13 protein-coding genes are annotated in these 14,506 nt (G+C 73.6%); 8 read left to right on the forward strand and 5 right to left on the reverse strand.

All coding sequences use genetic code 11. The features are described 5' to 3' along the window. The first annotated feature begins 104 nt into the window (after nt 1-104). Entirely contained in the window at nt 105-1,448 is a 1,344-nt protein-coding gene (locus K353_RS06025) for a hypothetical protein (RefSeq protein WP_111552540.1), read from the forward strand. 141 nt (nt 1,449-1,589) lie between these two features. Here K353_RS06025 and K353_RS06030 read toward each other — a convergent pair whose 3' ends face one another. Beyond that, a complete protein-coding gene (locus K353_RS06030) occupies nt 1,590-1,859 on the reverse strand; it encodes a GlsB/YeaQ/YmgE family stress response membrane protein (protein ID WP_030913001.1) in 270 nt (89 codons plus the stop codon). Nucleotides 1,860-2,160: 301 nt separating this feature from the next. Here K353_RS06030 and K353_RS33695 point away from each other — a divergent pair, with 301 nt between their 5' ends. The 5 genes from K353_RS33695 (at nt 2,161) to K353_RS06055 (ending at nt 6,493) form a co-directional block, all read left to right on the forward strand. Continuing rightward, on the forward strand, nt 2,161-3,132 hold the full coding sequence (locus tag K353_RS33695) for a transglycosylase SLT domain-containing protein (protein ID WP_158585355.1): 972 nt from the start codon (nt 2,161-2,163) through the stop codon (nt 3,130-3,132). Nucleotides 3,133-3,250: 118 nt separating this feature from the next. After that, nucleotides 3,251-4,060, forward strand: a complete 810-nt coding sequence (locus tag K353_RS06040; protein ID WP_111552541.1) for a hypothetical protein — start codon at nt 3,251-3,253, stop codon at nt 4,058-4,060. Nucleotides 4,061-4,330: 270 nt separating this feature from the next. Next, the gene (locus K353_RS06045; RefSeq protein WP_111552542.1) at nt 4,331-4,813 is read left to right on the forward strand and encodes a MarR family winged helix-turn-helix transcriptional regulator; all 483 of its coding nucleotides are present in this window, start codon (nt 4,331-4,333) and stop codon (nt 4,811-4,813) included. Continuing rightward, nucleotides 4,810-5,667, forward strand: coding sequence for an ATP-binding cassette domain-containing protein (locus K353_RS06050; protein ID WP_111552543.1), 858 nt, complete (start codon nt 4,810-4,812; stop codon nt 5,665-5,667). The genes K353_RS06045 and K353_RS06050 overlap by 4 nt, the downstream gene beginning before the upstream one ends. Beyond that, nucleotides 5,627-6,493 (forward strand): ABC transporter permease, encoded by an 867-nt coding sequence (locus K353_RS06055; RefSeq protein WP_111552544.1) that lies wholly within the window; start codon nt 5,627-5,629, stop codon nt 6,491-6,493. Before K353_RS06050 ends, K353_RS06055 begins: the two co-directional genes overlap by 41 nt. An 87-nt stretch (nt 6,494-6,580) precedes the next feature. Here K353_RS06055 and K353_RS06060 read toward each other — a convergent pair whose 3' ends face one another. The 4 genes from K353_RS06060 to K353_RS06075 form a co-directional block, all read right to left on the reverse strand. Then, a complete protein-coding gene (locus tag K353_RS06060; RefSeq protein WP_146616407.1) occupies nt 6,581-7,093 on the reverse strand; it encodes a hypothetical protein in 513 nt (170 codons plus the stop codon). Nucleotides 7,094-7,124: 31 nt separating this feature from the next. Next, nucleotides 7,125-8,786, reverse strand: coding sequence for an alpha/beta hydrolase (locus tag K353_RS06065; protein ID WP_111552546.1), 1,662 nt, complete (start codon nt 8,784-8,786; stop codon nt 7,125-7,127). Beyond that, a complete protein-coding gene (locus K353_RS06070) occupies nt 8,762-9,070 on the reverse strand; it encodes a hypothetical protein (RefSeq protein WP_111552547.1) in 309 nt (102 codons plus the stop codon). Before K353_RS06070 ends, K353_RS06065 begins: the two co-directional genes overlap by 25 nt. A 186-nt stretch (nt 9,071-9,256) precedes the next feature. Next, on the reverse strand, nt 9,257-9,730 hold the full coding sequence (locus tag K353_RS06075; RefSeq protein WP_111552548.1) for a hemerythrin domain-containing protein: 474 nt from the start codon (nt 9,728-9,730) through the stop codon (nt 9,257-9,259). Nucleotides 9,731-9,826: 96 nt separating this feature from the next. Here K353_RS06075 and K353_RS06080 point away from each other — a divergent pair, with 96 nt between their 5' ends. Both K353_RS06080 and K353_RS06085 read left to right on the forward strand, forming a co-directional pair. Then, a complete protein-coding gene (locus K353_RS06080; protein WP_111552549.1) occupies nt 9,827-11,122 on the forward strand; it encodes an MFS transporter in 1,296 nt (431 codons plus the stop codon). Nucleotides 11,123-11,354: 232 nt separating this feature from the next. Next, a complete protein-coding gene (locus K353_RS06085) occupies nt 11,355-14,462 on the forward strand; it encodes a carbohydrate binding domain-containing protein (protein ID WP_199528010.1) in 3,108 nt (1,035 codons plus the stop codon). The last annotated feature ends 44 nt before the right edge of the window (nt 14,463-14,506 follow it).

Here is a 14,506-nt window from a genome sequence, read left to right on the forward strand (position 1 = left end):
ACGGCACGCCGCGGCGATGATCGGGCGGGTGCGCGCCCCGGCCGGTGCCGGAGCGCCCCGTGTGGACCACCCCTCACAACCCCCGAACTCCAGGAGAAGACTGCGTGCACGCCGACCTCACCAAGGCCCGCGAACTGCTCGACGCCGGTGACCCGCAGGGCGCCGTCCGGGAACTGCGGAGCGCCGCCGACGGCCTGAGCGCCGCCGAACTCGCCCCGGCAGTGAGGCAGTTGGCCGATCTGGTGGGGATCGACGACCTGGCGGGCGCCGCCGCCGAACTGGCCGCCGACCCGTCCGGCCCCGCCGCGCTGTACGCGTACGGGTACGCCTGCATCGAGCACGGCCTGTCCGAGTTCGCCGTCCCCGCGCTGCGCCAGGCGCTGCGCGGCGCGCGGCAGGCCGCCGCCGAGCCGGAGGCCAAGGCGGCCAAGCGGCGGCTGTTCGGCCGCTCCCGCCCGGCCGGGCCGGCGGTGAACCCGCGGCAGGTGCTGCTGGAGCTGGCCGTCGCGCTGGAGGACGGCGAGCGGCACCACGAGGCCGTCGAGCTGCTCCGGGAGCACCGGGACGTCACCGGCGACTGGCCCGACCGCTACCTGCTGGTGCACAACGCCCTGATGGCCGGGGACCTCGACCTCGCCCGGGAGGTCTTCGGGCAGCTCTCCGCGCCCGACGAGACCTGGCGCCCCGCCGCCGACCGGATCGGCCGCACCCTGGCCCGGGCCGCCGCCGTCCCGCCGGCCGGCCCGGCCGACCTGCGCGGCTGGCACCACGTGCTCACTGGCGGCCTGCTCGCCACCCTCTCCCCGTACGGCCACGACGCCGGGATGACCGGCCGCTGGGCGTACCTCCAGGGCGGCTGGGACGACTGCCGGCTCGGCCTGGAGCGGCTGCGCGTCGTGCTGGACGCCACCGGCCGCCGCCCCGCCGCCGTCGCGCTGCTGCCCGACCGGGGCAGCCGGGCGCTCGGCCTGGCCGCGGCCGAGCTGCTGGGCCTGCCCGCCGCCCCGTACCGGCCGGGCACGCCGGACACGCTGGTGGTGGCGTACGACCTGAACGAGCTGGACGGGGAGGTGCTCTCCGCGCTGCACGAGCGGGCCCCCGGCGAGCTGCTGTACGAGCACGCCACCTGCTGGACGGACACCCCCGCGGTGTCGGCGGACGTCTGCGGCCTGCTGGTGCAGCGGATCGTCGCGCCCTGGGAGCCGCGGACGGCGGTGGACGAGGACGGCGAGGTCACCTCGTCCCCGGCCGACGAGCGCCCCGCCGAGGAACTGGCCCGGGAGATCCTGGCCGCCTCCGCCGAGCCCGATCCGGGCGACGGGGCGACCCCGCCCGACCCGGACGCGGCGCTGGCGGGCTTCGCGGCCCGCGCCGCCGCCACCTGGGCGACCGGCAGCCGGGACCGGATCCGCTCCGCCGGGCCGGTGCGCAGCTCCCGCTTCGCCTGACCGGCCGCCGCGTCGCCCGCCGCGCCGTCCGCCGCGCCGTCCCCCGGTCCCCCGGTCCCCCGAAAGGACCCTGGCAGGCCACTGCCCGCCCGGCAGGGAGCCGGGCGGGCAGTGGGCGAGTCGGTCGTGGGGACCGCGGGGCTACCTGCCCGGGCGGGACTTGCTCCAGGCCGGGGCGACGAAGGCCACCAGGACGACGGCGAAACCGATCTGGAGCAGGTGCCTGATCCAGTCGATGCCGCCGGTGTGCCGGACGCCGATCCAGCCGGCCACCAGGTTTCCGAGCAGTGCGCCGGCCGCACCGAGCAGCATGGTCAGCCACCACGGGATGGACTGCGGTCCACGCAGGATCAGCTTGGCCAGCACGCCCAGCACGAAACCGATCAACAGAATCCAGAGGAGTTGGAACATCGAGACCCAGCCTTTCCGGTCGGGCGCCGGCGGTCGACGGCGGTGAGCCGTACGCGGGCCCGCCGACGGGACGGTCCGCACCAACCATGATCGCGCGCCGGGTGAGCCCGGGCATCTCGACGGACACCCGTTCGCCGGGTTTGCAAAACCAGGGCAAAGGGTATGCGCGGTAGCCGAACCGGAGGGTCCGGTGATTGCGTCACGACGCGATGTGATGGGATGGACGACCTCAGCAGACGTCAGGTCAGGTCCTACGGGGGGACACGGAATGGCAGCGGGTTTCGGTTACGAACCGGGCGAATTGGCGAGGATCCAGCAGGACTTCCAGACGATCCAGCAGCGGATGGGTGAACTGTCCCAGCGGACCGGCCGGATCAAGGGCGTGATGGCCAAGGCCGTCACCACCGACCTCGCGGCGGGCGCCCTCGGTGGCGTCGTCGGGTTCGGCGCGGTGGTCGCCCAGGTGCGTGAGCGGGTCGGCGCGATCGAGCGGCAGGTCGCGGCCCTGGAGGCCACCAAGAACGAGCTCACCAAGAACCTCGGCGGCGACGTCGACAAGCTCGGCGTCATCGTCAAGCAGTACGCGGACGCCGAGCGGCGCGCCCGCGAGGGCGTCCGGAAACCCGGCCAGGGCGGCCACCCGGGGAAGCCGGCCGGCCCGAAGAAGCCCGCCGGCGGCCACGGCGGCACGCACGGGGCCGAGCCCACCGGACCGAAGAAGCCGATGCCCACCAGTCCGAAGAAGCCCACCGGAGGCCACGGAGGCCACGGCGGCCACGGCGAGGACCCCGCGCCGACGGTCTCCCACGAGGGCGCGATCAAGGTCAGCCAGGTCGGCTACCAGGGCGCCGGCAAGTACCGAAGCGGCGAGGCCGCCTGCCGCGAGTACATCTCCCAGGCCCTGGACGCGATGGGCGTCACCGACCCGAAGGCCCGCGCCGCCTGGACCGAGGGCATGCTGACCATCGCCTCCCGGGAGTCCTCGTACAACGCGCCCGGCTCGCAGATCAACGCCTGGGACAGCAACGCCCACGGCGCGATCGTCGGCGACGGCAAGCCCGCGAACTGCTCGCGCGGCGGCTGGCAGTGCATCCCGAGCACCTTCGCGGCCAACCACGTCAAGGGCACCTCGACCGACATCTACGACCCGGTGGCCAACGTCGCGGCGTCCATGACGTACATCCGCAGCAGGTACAAGGTCGCGCCGGACGGGCACGACCTGGCGAGCAAGGTGCCGCAGGCCAACCCGCACCACAAGCCGCAGGGCTACTGACCGGGCCCCCGCCGGGACGGCCGTTCCCGCCCGGGGACGGCCGCCACCGCCGCGCCCCGTCCCGGCCCGTTCCCCTTTTCCTCTCTCCACCGTCCTCGAACCCCCCAGGGATACATCCGTGCGTTCGCTCCGCCTCGCCGCCGCCACGGTGGCCTGCCTGTCCGCCGTCGCCGTCCTGTCGGCGTGCGACCCGGAGGGCACCGACACCGGTGACTCCGCCGCCTCCGCCGCGCCCGGCACCGCGTCCACCGCCGCCACGACCGCCTCCGCCGCGCCGTCCGCCGACGGCGCCAAGTCCCCGGCCGCGTCCAAGTCCCCGGCCGCGCCCGAGGCCACCCCCGGGAAGGCCGGCCGGCTGCCCGCCGGGGCGTGGATCGACCCGAAGTCCGTGCCGCTGAACTCCGCGCTGCACTGGAAGGCGGGCCCGGCGAAGGTGCTCGGCGAGAAGGGCAGGCTGCGGATCGAGGAACTCTGCAAGATCCCGCGCGACGACTCCTTCGCCGAGGTGCCGATCGTGGAGACCGCCGCGCTGGGCGGCGCCGCCGGGGACTGGTCGGCCGACGAGACGATCGCCAGCTTCGGCTCGTCCGCGAAGAGCAGCGCCGCGGCGCAGAGCGCGTACGCCCTGCTCGCCGGCGTCACGGAGGGGCTGAAGGACTGCGCCTCCACCGTGCCGGGCGCCACCGTCAAGGTCACCGTCGAGGACGGGGCGTCGGTGGCCGCCACCCTGACGGTGCCGCAGTCAGGAGGCGGCAGCACCGAGGTGCGCGAGTACCTGACGGCGAAGGACGGCTCGCTCGCCGAACTGACCCTGCACGCCCAGCTGCCCAAGGGCGGCCACCCGAAGACCGCCTGGGCCGGGGGCTCCGACGACGCGGTGCTGAACCCGCTGGGCGGCGCGGTGTGCACCGCGTTCGACGACTGCTGAGCCCGCCTCCCGTCCTGCCCCGCCCGTTCCACCCCGCCCGTTCCACCCCTTTCGCCGGGCCGGTCCGCATACACAACGCGGCCCGGCCCGACGGCGCTCCGGCGCTTCGGTACGGCGTTCCGGTGCTTCGGTGCCGTGTTCCGGTGCGGCGCCCCCGGAAGCTTGCGGAACTCTTTACCGGACGCCCCTCGACCGATACCTCTCATTCAGAGCTAAAATCGAAGGGTGAGCGAACACCTGGCGAAGGGCCCGGAACCCGGTGGACGGGCGGTGCCGAACGGTGCCGGAACCGGAACGACGGCGGAGGAGCTCTCCGTCCTCCTGGTCGGCATCCAGCGGCTGATCCGCCGCCGACTGCGGGCCGGGCTGGCCGTGCCGCGGCTGCGCGGCGCCCAGGTCGAACTGCTGCGCCTGGTGGCGGACACGCCCGGGACGCGGGTCTCGGAGGCGGCCGAGGAGCTGTTCCTGGCCGGCAACTCGGTGTCCACGCTGGTCAACCAGCTGGTCGGACAGGGCCTGCTGCGCCGCGAGACCGACCCGGCGGACCGGCGCGCGGCGCTGCTGTACGTCACCGACGAGGCGGTCGAGCGGCTGGCCGCCTGGCGGGTCCGGCGGGCCGAACTGGTCGGCGAAGTGGTGGCGGAACTCGACGAGGCGGAGCGGGCGGCCCTGGCGGCCGCGGTGCCCGCCCTGCGCGCGGTCGCGGCCGGCCTGCGGGCCGGGGCGGCCGGAGAGGGGAGTGCGGAGGCATGAGCGAACAGGACCAACCGGCCGTCGAGTGCCGGGAGTTGGTGTACAGCTTCCACCACGGCCGGGGCAAGGGCCCGGCCACCCGGGCGGTCGACGGCGTCGACCTGACGGTGCGCCCCGGCGAGGTGTTCGGGCTGCTCGGGCCGAACGGCGCGGGCAAGACCACCACCATCCGGGCGATCACCACCCTGCTGCCGACGTCCCACGGCATGGTGCGGGTGTTCGGCCACGACTGCGCCGCCGAACGCACCGGGGTGCGGCGCCTGCTCGGCTACGTCCCGCAGGCGCTCTCCGCGGACTCCGGGCTGACCGGGCGGGAGAACGTCGCCCTGTTCGCCCGGGTCTTCGACGTCTCCCGCGCCGAGCGCGCCGAACGGGTCGCCCAGGCGCTGGCCGCCGTCGACCTGACCGAGGCCGCCGACCGGATGGCCGGCACCTACTCCGGCGGCATGGTGCGCCGGCTCGAACTGGCCCAGGCCCTGGTCAGCGCGCCCCGGCTGCTGGTGCTGGACGAGCCCACCATCGGACTGGACCCGATCGCCCGGGCCGGCGTCTGGGAGCGGGTGGAGGCGGTCCGCCGCGCCACCGGCATGACGGTGCTGGTCACCACCCACTACATGGACGAGGCCGACCGGCACTGCGACCGGATCGCCCTGATGGACCGCGGCCGGATCCGCGCGCTCGGCACCCCCGAGGAGCTCAAGGCCCGGGTCCGGGCCGAGGACCCGGCCCAGCAGGCGCCCACCCTGGACGACGTGTTCCGGCACTTCTCCGGGCGCGCACTGACCGACGACGCCAAGGAAGGGGAGTTCTCGGATGTCCGCCGCACCCGCCGCACCGCAAGCCGAGTCGGCTGAGCACCGCCCGTCCGCCGGGCCCGAGTTGGGCCTGCTGCTGGTACCGCCGAAGGCCCGCACGGGCTGGCGGGTGGTCCCGGCCCGGGTCGTCGCGATGTGCACCGTCGAGCTGCAGAAGCTGCGGCACGACCGCACCGAGCTGTACACCCGGGCGGTCCAGCCCGCCCTGTGGCTGCTGATCTTCGGGGAGACCTTCACCCGGCTGAAGGCGATCCCGACCGGCGGCATCCCGTACCTGGACTACCTGGCGCCCGGCATCATCGCGCAGTCCGCGATGTTCATCGCGATCTTCTACGGCATCATGATCATCTGGGAGCGGGACTCCGGGGTGCTCACCAAACTGCTGGTCACCCCGACCCCGCGGGCCGCGCTGGTCACCGGCAAGGCGTTCGCCGCCGGGGTGAAGGCGGTGATCCAGGCCGCCGTGGTGGTGGTGCTGGCCGCAGTGCTGGGCGTCGGCATGACCGCCAACCCGCTGCGGCTGCTGGGCGTCGCGGTCGCGGTGGTGCTCGGCTCGGCCTTCTTCTCCTGCCTGTCGATGACCATCGCGGGCATCGTGCTCACCCGCGACCGGCTGATGGGCATCGGACAGGCCATCACCATGCCGCTGTTCTTCGGCTCCAACGCGCTCTACCCCGTCGACCTGATGCCCGGCTGGCTCCAGGCCGTCAGCCGGGCCAACCCGCTCAGCTACCAGGTCGACGCCCTGCGCGGCCTGCTCATCGGCACCCCGTCCCACCTCGCCCTCGACTTCGGCGTACTCGCCCTGGCCACCGGCGCCGGCATCACCGCGGCCTCCGCGCTGCTGGGGCGGCTGGCCCGCTGAGAGCCGCCGGCAGCGCCCCGGCCCCTCCAGGCCGTCCTCCCCCCCAGGTTGGTCCGCGACCCCCAGGAGTGAACCGGTGCGCGACGGTCAGGAGGCGGGAGGCGGCATGAGGCAGCGGGTATTGACGGTGAAGGTGAGCCGGTCGGTGTTGACGCCGGTGCTGACGTCGACGAAGTAGCGGCCTTCGGTGTGCTCGGCGTACAGCAGTACGTCCGGCTGGTCCTGCACCGTCTCGCGGTAATCGGTGACGGTGAAGCGGTCCTTCTCCAGGGCGGACCTGATCTTGCGTGCGGCGTCGGGGTGTTGAGCCCGGGGGACGGCACCCGCTACGTGGTAGGCGAGGGTGTAGCGGCCGTCGTCGGCTACTTCGCCCTTCCTGCCCTCGCAGTTGCTGAAGTAGGGCGTGGCACTCTCCGTGGTCAGGGTGACGCCGGCGGTCTGGGCCAGGTACTGGGTGAGGTGCTGAGCCCACGCCTCGGCCTCGTTCTTGGCCATGACAGGCAGCGGCTCGTTCGGGTCGGGGTTGTTCATGCAGGCTCCCAGGAGGAGGGGCAGGGCCAAGGCGATGACGGTGCCGAGGGGCGGGTTCGATCGGCGCATCGGAAGGCCTCTTTCGGGCAGCGTTCGGGGGTCAGAGACCGGGTACGACTCCATTGGGTTCGCCCCGGTGGTTGTCGACGGTGCTCGGCAGCTTTCCAGCGATGATCTTTCCCTGGTTGGCCAGGCTCTTGCTGTGGGGATCCCAGTAACCGCTGTGGCCGGAGGTGTCGATGGCGAGGGTGTTCCCGCCGAAGGCGCCGAGGGTCGGGTCGGGGCCGAGGGTCAGGCCGGTGGCCAGGCCGATGTTGTCGTCGGCAGCGGTCCCGGCCCAGAAGTGGTCGGGGTCGACGTGGAGCTCCGAGGCGCTGTCGGTGGACATGCCGGGGCTGGCGATGGCGACGATGTCGTCCGCCTGTAGTCCCTGACCGCCTGCTGCGGCGGCTCCGACGGCGGTGGTGCCGTAGCTGTGGCCGATGACGGTCAGGTGACTGTGGTGGTCGCCCTGGGCGACCCGGACGCCTTCGGTGAAGCGGCGCATGTCCTCGGCGCCGTCCTCGGCACGGCCGCGGGTGAGGACGCTGCCGCTCACCTCGGGCGCGTCGTAGCCGAGCCAGGACACCACGGCGACCTTCTGTCCCGTGTCCGTGAGTTCTCCTCGCGCCGCGTCCTGCAACCTGCTGATCCGCTCGATCTGACCGGGCATCTCCTTGACGGTCGTGCCGGTGCCGGGCACCAGGACGGCGGTGTGGTCGGCGGTGTCCGGGTCGCCGGTCGAGACGATGGCCCTGCCGTCGCCCCGCGGGTCCAGGCCCAGCAGGAACAGCCGGTGTTGTTGGTCCGATCCGTCCCGCCGGTCGAGCGTCTCCTTCAGTACGCGCAGGGCGGTCTCGCGTCGGCCGTACTCATCGGCCGTCAGGCCCGAGCCCCTGGCGTCGCCGGCCTTCAGGGCGTCGAGCCGCTGCTCCAGGACGAGGCGGTTGGCCCGGTCCCGGACGGTGGTGGGGAGGCCGTCGAGGCGGCCGATCTCCTCGGGGTGCAGGGCGAGGAGGCGCTGCTGCTGTCCGGGCGTCAGCGACCGCCACCACTGTGCGGCCCGTGCGGGGTCCTCGTTCGCCGGGAGGTGCGGGGCGGCGAGGCCGAGGTCCGCGGCGACGTCCCGGACGTCTTGGGCCGATTCGCTCGCGGCCCCGAACACCCGGGGCTGGGTGAGGATGTCCGCGCCGAGCCGTCCGAGCGCGCGGGCGCCCTGGTCGCTGGCCTCGCGGGCGGTGGCGAGTGCGGTGTCGATGCGGCCCTGGAGCTGCGCGCGCAGCAGGGTCCGGCGCTGCCGCTCGTCGCGGGCGTCCGGGTCGTGGCGGTCCGCCGCGGCCTGCGGCGGGAGGCCGACCGTGCCGTCGTCCGCCACCGGGAGGTTCCACTCGTCGGCCCGCCGGAGCGCGTTCGACAGGTTCGTCCTGGCCTGGTCCATCCGGTCGGCGACGGTGTCCAGCACCAGGGCCACCGACTCGGCTTCCACCCGGACGACCTCCAGCTCCTGCTCGGTGGACTCCATCGTGAAGAACGCGCTGTCCGCGTCCCTGCCCTGCCAGTGCGCCCGCAGCGGCCCGTTGACCCGGTGCCGGTGCCGGCCGTTGGCGTCCTCCGCCGCGGCGGACAGCCGGCGCCAGCCCTCGGCCGCGTCCCGGAGGCCGCCGGGGTCGAAACGCCGGAGCAGCGCGAAGTCGCCGCTCACCGCGCCCCCGGCTTCCGCCACGTCCCGGCGATCCGGTCGTCGTTCCACTCGTGCCCCCGCGCACTGGCCTCCAGGGCCGCGGCCGTGGCGGCCAGCCGCTCCGCCAGCCCGCCGAGCGGCGTCGTCCACCCTTTCGCGAGGCGCTGCAACTCCGCGCCCACCGACCACCCCGCCAGCTCCCCGCCGGTCGTCCGGCTGGCACCGGTCGCCGCGGCGACCGGCTGCCGCAACTCCTCGCCGATGCTCCGCGAGGCGGCGGCCGACGCCCTCAACTCGGCCGGGTCCACGCTGATCTGCTCGCTCACTGATCTCCCCTGGACCCTGGACGCTGCCACCGGCAGAGATCATACGGACACGTAGTGACACTGCGTGTCCAATCGGATACTCGGCAGGTTGACGCGCGCCGGGGTGGTGCGCCGGGCGCCGACACCCGGCACCGCACCACCGGACCCGCTGACCGGGGCGTCACGCCGGGCGCCGGCGAGGGCGGGTCAGCCCGGCGGGGAGGGGCGGCGGCCGGGGTGGGCGGCCCGCCAGGCGGCCATCGAGGTGTTCCAGTCGGCGGCGGTCAGGGCGATCAGGGAGGCGGGGAAGAGCCCGTCCTCCTCCTTGGCGATGTGGGCGTGCAGCTCGGCGAAGGCGGTCAGCAGGGCGGAACGGTCGGCGGGGCGGGCGAGGTCGGTGGTGGCGAGGAGGTCCGCGAGGGCGCGGTGCTCGGTCTCCAGGGCGTCGATGTACGCCGTGAACTCCGGGTCCGTGCGCATCACTCGGAACAGGCCGTCCTCCTCGCCCCGCCAGTGCGCGGCGAGTTCGGCGGCCAGCGGTGCCAGCAGTGCTCCCGCCGAGATCGGGTCGTCCGACTCCAGCAGGCGGGCGATCTCCCCGGTCAGGTCGGTGGCCGCCTCGTGCTCCCGGATGAAGTCCTTGATCAGCGGGATCTCGCGGCACCCGCAGTAGTGGCACATCCCGCCAGTGTGGAGGCCCGGCCCCGGTGGTGGACCGACGGCACGCGGGGGCGGCGTTTGCCTTCGAGCGGGTCGAGGTTCCTAGCGTCGGCCGCCATGGGAACCAGTACCGCCGATACCGATACCGATGCCGATGCCGCCGGGCTGCCACGGGCGTACCTGTGGTGGCTCGCGGGCACCCGGGTCTCCGCCGTCGGGGACGCCGCCCTCGCCGCCGCCCTCGGCTGGGCCGGTGCCGGCTACGGCGGTTCGGCCGCCGGGCTGGTGCTGGCCGCGGTCACCGTGCCGCGCACCGTCCTGTTGCTGCTCGGCGGGGCGGTGGTCGACCGGCACGGGCCCCGGCGGGTGGCGCTGCTCGCGGACGCGGCGATGGTGGTCGTCGTCCTGGCATTGGCGTTGGCGCTGGCGGTGGTGGACCGGACGGCGGGCGGCGGCCGGTGGACGCTGATCGGGTTCGCGCTGCTGATCGGCACCGTCGACGCCTTCCAGCTCCCCGCGAGCGGTGCGCTGCCGCGACTGCTGGTCGCTCCCGCCCGGCTGTCCCGGGCGCTGGCGCTGCGTCAGGCGGGTGGCCAGGTGGCGGTGCTGCTCGGCGCTCCGGTCGGCGCGCTGCTGGCCGGGGGCCTCGGCCTGGCGGGGGTGGCGGTCGCCGACGCGGTGACCTTCCTCGCGGTCCTCGCCGTGACGCTGCGGCTGCGGGTGCGGGTGCGGGTGCGGGTGCGGGTGCGGGTGGGGAAGGGGGAGCGGGGGGAGAGCGGACGGAGCGGTGGCGGGCTGGTGGCGGGACTGGCGGATGGTCTGCGGGTGGTGCGGCGGGACCGGACGCTGCGGGTCGCGCTGCCGGTGGCGGCGGTCGCGGCGGCCGGGGTGCTGCCGGTGGTCGGGCTGCTCGGGCCGCTGCTGGTTCGGGCGCACGCCTGGGGCACGGGCACCGCGGGGCTGTCGGCCGGGGGACAGGCGCTCGGTGTGCTGGGCGCCTCGCTGGCCGCCGCCCGGTACGGGGTGCTCCGTCGGGTCGGGCGCGGCATCGTCCTCGGGCTGGGGGTCGCCGCCCTCGGCACCGTCGCACTCGCCCTGGCCCCCGCCCCGGTCTGGGCCGGGGCGGCCGCGGTGCTGGTCGGGGCGGGTTCCAGCGTCTTCGCCTGCCACCTGGGCCCGCTCGTGCTGTCCGGCGCGCCCGCGACCCACCTCGGACGGGTGCAGGCACTGCTCACGCTCGTCCAGAGCGCGGCCCTCACTGCGGCCAACCCCGTCTGGGGCGCGCTCGCCGGGGCGGTCGGCGTCCGGGTCTCGCTGCTCGGCTGCGCGGCCCTCACCGGTGCGGTGGCGGTGGCGGTGGTCGCGGCCGACGCGCTGCGGCAGCCTATGGGACTTCCGGTTGTGCAGAGTTGACGGTACATCAGTTCTACTTCACCTCCTGATGGTTGCGGAAAGACTTTTCGGCTAGTGAGGTGGATTTCCGGCGGAATGCCCGGCAGCGGGGGAGGGTGAGAAGTCTTTACAGGCCGGTCATGCCTCAGTAACCTCCTGGAAGTTCTTGCAGTCTCTTGCGCAAGTACCCCCACCCATCCCCTGCCGCAAGGCAGTTCCCCACCGCCTGCGGCCCCGCACGAGGGACACTCCCTTGACCAGACGAGCACGGCACCGACGGCGCCCCCTCGCCGTCGTCCTGACCGCGGTGGCGGCGCTCACCGCCGGTCTGCTGTCCACCGCCCCACTCGGCGCCGCCGCGGGCGCGGCGGCCGGCACCGCGGCGGCCGGCGGCAACACCGCCACCGTCTTCTACTACACCAGGACCGGCAACTGGTCGGCGTACAAGCTGCACTGGGCCCCGGACGGCGGGGCCTGGACCACCGTGCCGGGCGTGGCGATGGAGGCCGCCTGCACGGACTGGGTAAAGAGGACCGTCGACCTGGGCGGCGCCACCGGGTTGCAGGCGACGTTCACCGACGGCTCCGGCACCTGGGACAACAACGGTGGCAAGAACTACGCCCTGGGCACCGGCACCGTGGTGGTCAAGGACGGCGTGATCGCCCACAGCGACCCGTGCGGAGACGACAACGGCGGTACCGGAACGCCGAGTTCGAGCCCGAGCCCGAGCCGGTCCACCAGCGCCTCCGCGTCCCCGTCCGCCGGCCCGTCCCCGTCCGCGAGCAGCAGCCCGCCCGCCGGGAGGAGCGCCACCGTGTTCTACTCGACCGCCGTGGTCGGCTGGAGCGTCGTCAACCTGCACTACGCCCCGGCGGGCGGGGCGTGGACGGCGGTGCCGGGTGTCGGGATGACGCTCGCCTGCCCCGGTTGGTACGAGCGCACCGTCGACCTGGGCGGTGCGGCCACCCTGGCGGCGACGTTCAACAACGGCAACGGCACCTGGGACAACAACAACGGCGTCAACTACGTCCTGCCGTCGGGCGTCAGCACCGTGCAGAACGGCAAGGTCACCGCGAACGCCGCCGACCCGTGCGCGGCCGTCGTCCCCGACACCACCGCGCCGGGCGCGCCGAGCGGCGTGGCCGCCGCCGCGACCGACACCTCCGTCGTGCTGACCTGGGAACCGGCCACCGACAACGTGGGGGTGACGGGCTACCGGGTCACCCGCAGCGGCGGCACCCGGGGCACCTCGGTGGTCAACGTCGCCTCGACGGTGTACGCGGACAGCGGCCTGGAGCCGCGCACCGTCTACACCTACACCGTCACGGCGCTGGACGCGGCCGGGAACGTCTCCGCGGCCTCCGCCGCCGCGGTCGCCACCACCGGGGAGGCCCCGCCGGCCGCCCGGCCCGGCGAGATGATCGGCACCGACCCGCGCAAGGACCCGATCTACTTCGTGCTCACCGCCCGCTTCTACGACGGCGACCCGTCCAACGACCGGGGCGGCAACCAGGACGTGAAGTCCGGCAACGCGGCCAACGGCGACCCGATGTTCCGCGGCGACTTCAAGGGGCTGGTGCAGAAGCTCGACTACGTCAAGGGCCTGGGCTTCTCGGCGATCTGGATCACCCCGGTGGTGCTGAACCGCTCCGACTACGACTACCACGGCTACCACGGCTACGACTTCTACAAGGTCGACCCGCGGCTGGAGTCGGCCGGCGCCTCCTACCAGGACCTGATCAACGCCGCCCACGCCAAGGGCATCAAGGTCTACCAGGACGTGGTCTACAACCACAGCTCCCGCTGGGGCGCCAAGGGCCTGTACGTGCCCACCGTGTACGGCGTGCGGGACGCGCAGTGGTCCTGGTACTACGACGAGAAGCAGCCCGGCTTCGAGTACGACGGCCTGACCGTCGAGCCGAAGAGCGGCAAGTCGTACTACAACGGCGACCTGTGGTCGACCACCCAGCCCAGCGGCCAGACCTGCGTCGGCTGGGGCACCCCGACCCAGTACAGGAGCCCCGAGGGCTACACCATCTACAACTGCCAGTGGCCGAGCCCGACTTCGGGCATGTTCCCGGCCAAGTACTACCACCGGTGCTGGATCGGCAATTGGGAGGGCGAGGACTCGCGCTCCTGCTGGCTGGCCGACGACCTGGCCGATTTCAACACCGAGGACGCCGACGTCCAGAACTACCTGATCGGCGCCTACGACAAGTACATCGACATGGGCGTGGACGGCTTCCGGGTCGACACCGCCGTGCACGTTCCGCGCGTCACCTGGAACCGGCGCTTCCTGCCCGCCATCCAGCAGCGCGTCACCCGGGACTGGGGGCCGGCCAAGGCGCAGAACTTCTTCGTCTTCGGCGAGGTCGCCGCGTTCGTCAACGACAAGTGGAACCGCGGTTCGGTCAACCACTCCGCGCAGTTCTACACCTGGAAGGAGCGCAAGGACTACACCGCCGACGACGCGCAGGCCGCGCTCGACCAGTACGCCTACGAGGAGCAGCTCGGCACCGGCAACCAGCCGACGTCCGCCAACGCCTTCCTGGACGGCAACACCTACCACGCGCCCGACCACTCGAAGTCCTCCGGCATGAACATCATCGACATGCGGATGCACATGAACTTCGGCGACGCGCACAACGCGTACCACAACGGCAAGGACTCCGACGACTCCACCAACGACGCCACCTACAACGTGGTCTACGTCGACAGCCACGACTACGGGCCCAACAAGTCCGGTGTGCGCTACACCGGCGGCACCGACGCCTGGGCCGAGAACATGGCGCTGATGTGGACCTTCCGCGGCATCCCCACCCTGTACTACGGCTCCGAGATCGAGTTCCAGGCCGGGAAGCAGATCGACTGCGGCCCGTCCTGCCCGCTGGCCGGCACCGGCCGCGCCTACTACGGCGACCACGTCGAGGGCAGCGTCACCGCCCCCGACTTCTCCGTCGTCTCCGGCGCGAGCGGCGCCGTCGCCGTCACGCTCCAGCAGCCGCTGGTCAAGCAGGTGCAGCGGCTCAACCAGATCCGCCGGGCGGTCCCCGCCCTGCAGATGGGGCAGTACTCCACCGAGGGCGTCACCGGCGGCATGTCCTTCAAGCGCCGCTACACCGACGCCGCCGCCGGGGTCGACTCCTTCGCCCTGGTCACCGTCACCGACGCCGCCACCTTCACCGGCGTCCCCGACGGCACGTACCGGGACGCCGTCTCCGGGGCCGTCCGCACCGTCACCGACGGCACCCTGTCCGTCGCCGCCCCCGGCAAGGGCAACCTGCGGGTCTACGTCCTCGACCTGGGCGGCAGGAACGCCGCCCCGGGCAAGGTCGGCACCGACGGCCCTTACCTGAAGTAGCGCACCGGCACCGCGGCACCACGTCGAAGCCCCGCCGGGCGGAG

This window comes from Kitasatospora sp. SolWspMP-SS2h (assembly GCF_003259315.1).
GTDB classification, from domain to species: domain Bacteria; phylum Actinomycetota; class Actinomycetes; order Streptomycetales; family Streptomycetaceae; genus Kitasatospora; species Kitasatospora fiedleri.

Excerpts from the sequence above, each read along its gene's own strand:
- K353_RS06030 (WP_030913001.1), bottom strand. The coding sequence starts at position 1,859 with ATGTTCCAACTCCTCTGGATTCTGTTGATCGGTTTCGTGCTGGGCGTG.
- K353_RS06050 (WP_111552543.1), top strand. The coding sequence starts at position 4,810 with ATGAGCGAACAGGACCAACCGGCCGTCGAGTGCCGGGAGTTGGTGTAC.
- K353_RS06055 (WP_111552544.1), top strand. The coding sequence starts at position 5,627 with ATGTCCGCCGCACCCGCCGCACCGCAAGCCGAGTCGGCTGAGCACCGC.
- K353_RS06060 (WP_146616407.1), bottom strand. The coding sequence starts at position 7,093 with ATGCGCCGATCGAACCCGCCCCTCGGCACCGTCATCGCCTTGGCCCTG.
- K353_RS06075 (WP_111552548.1), bottom strand. The coding sequence starts at position 9,730 with ATGTGCCACTACTGCGGGTGCCGCGAGATCCCGCTGATCAAGGACTTC.
- K353_RS06080 (WP_111552549.1), top strand. The coding sequence starts at position 9,827 with ATGGGAACCAGTACCGCCGATACCGATACCGATGCCGATGCCGCCGGG.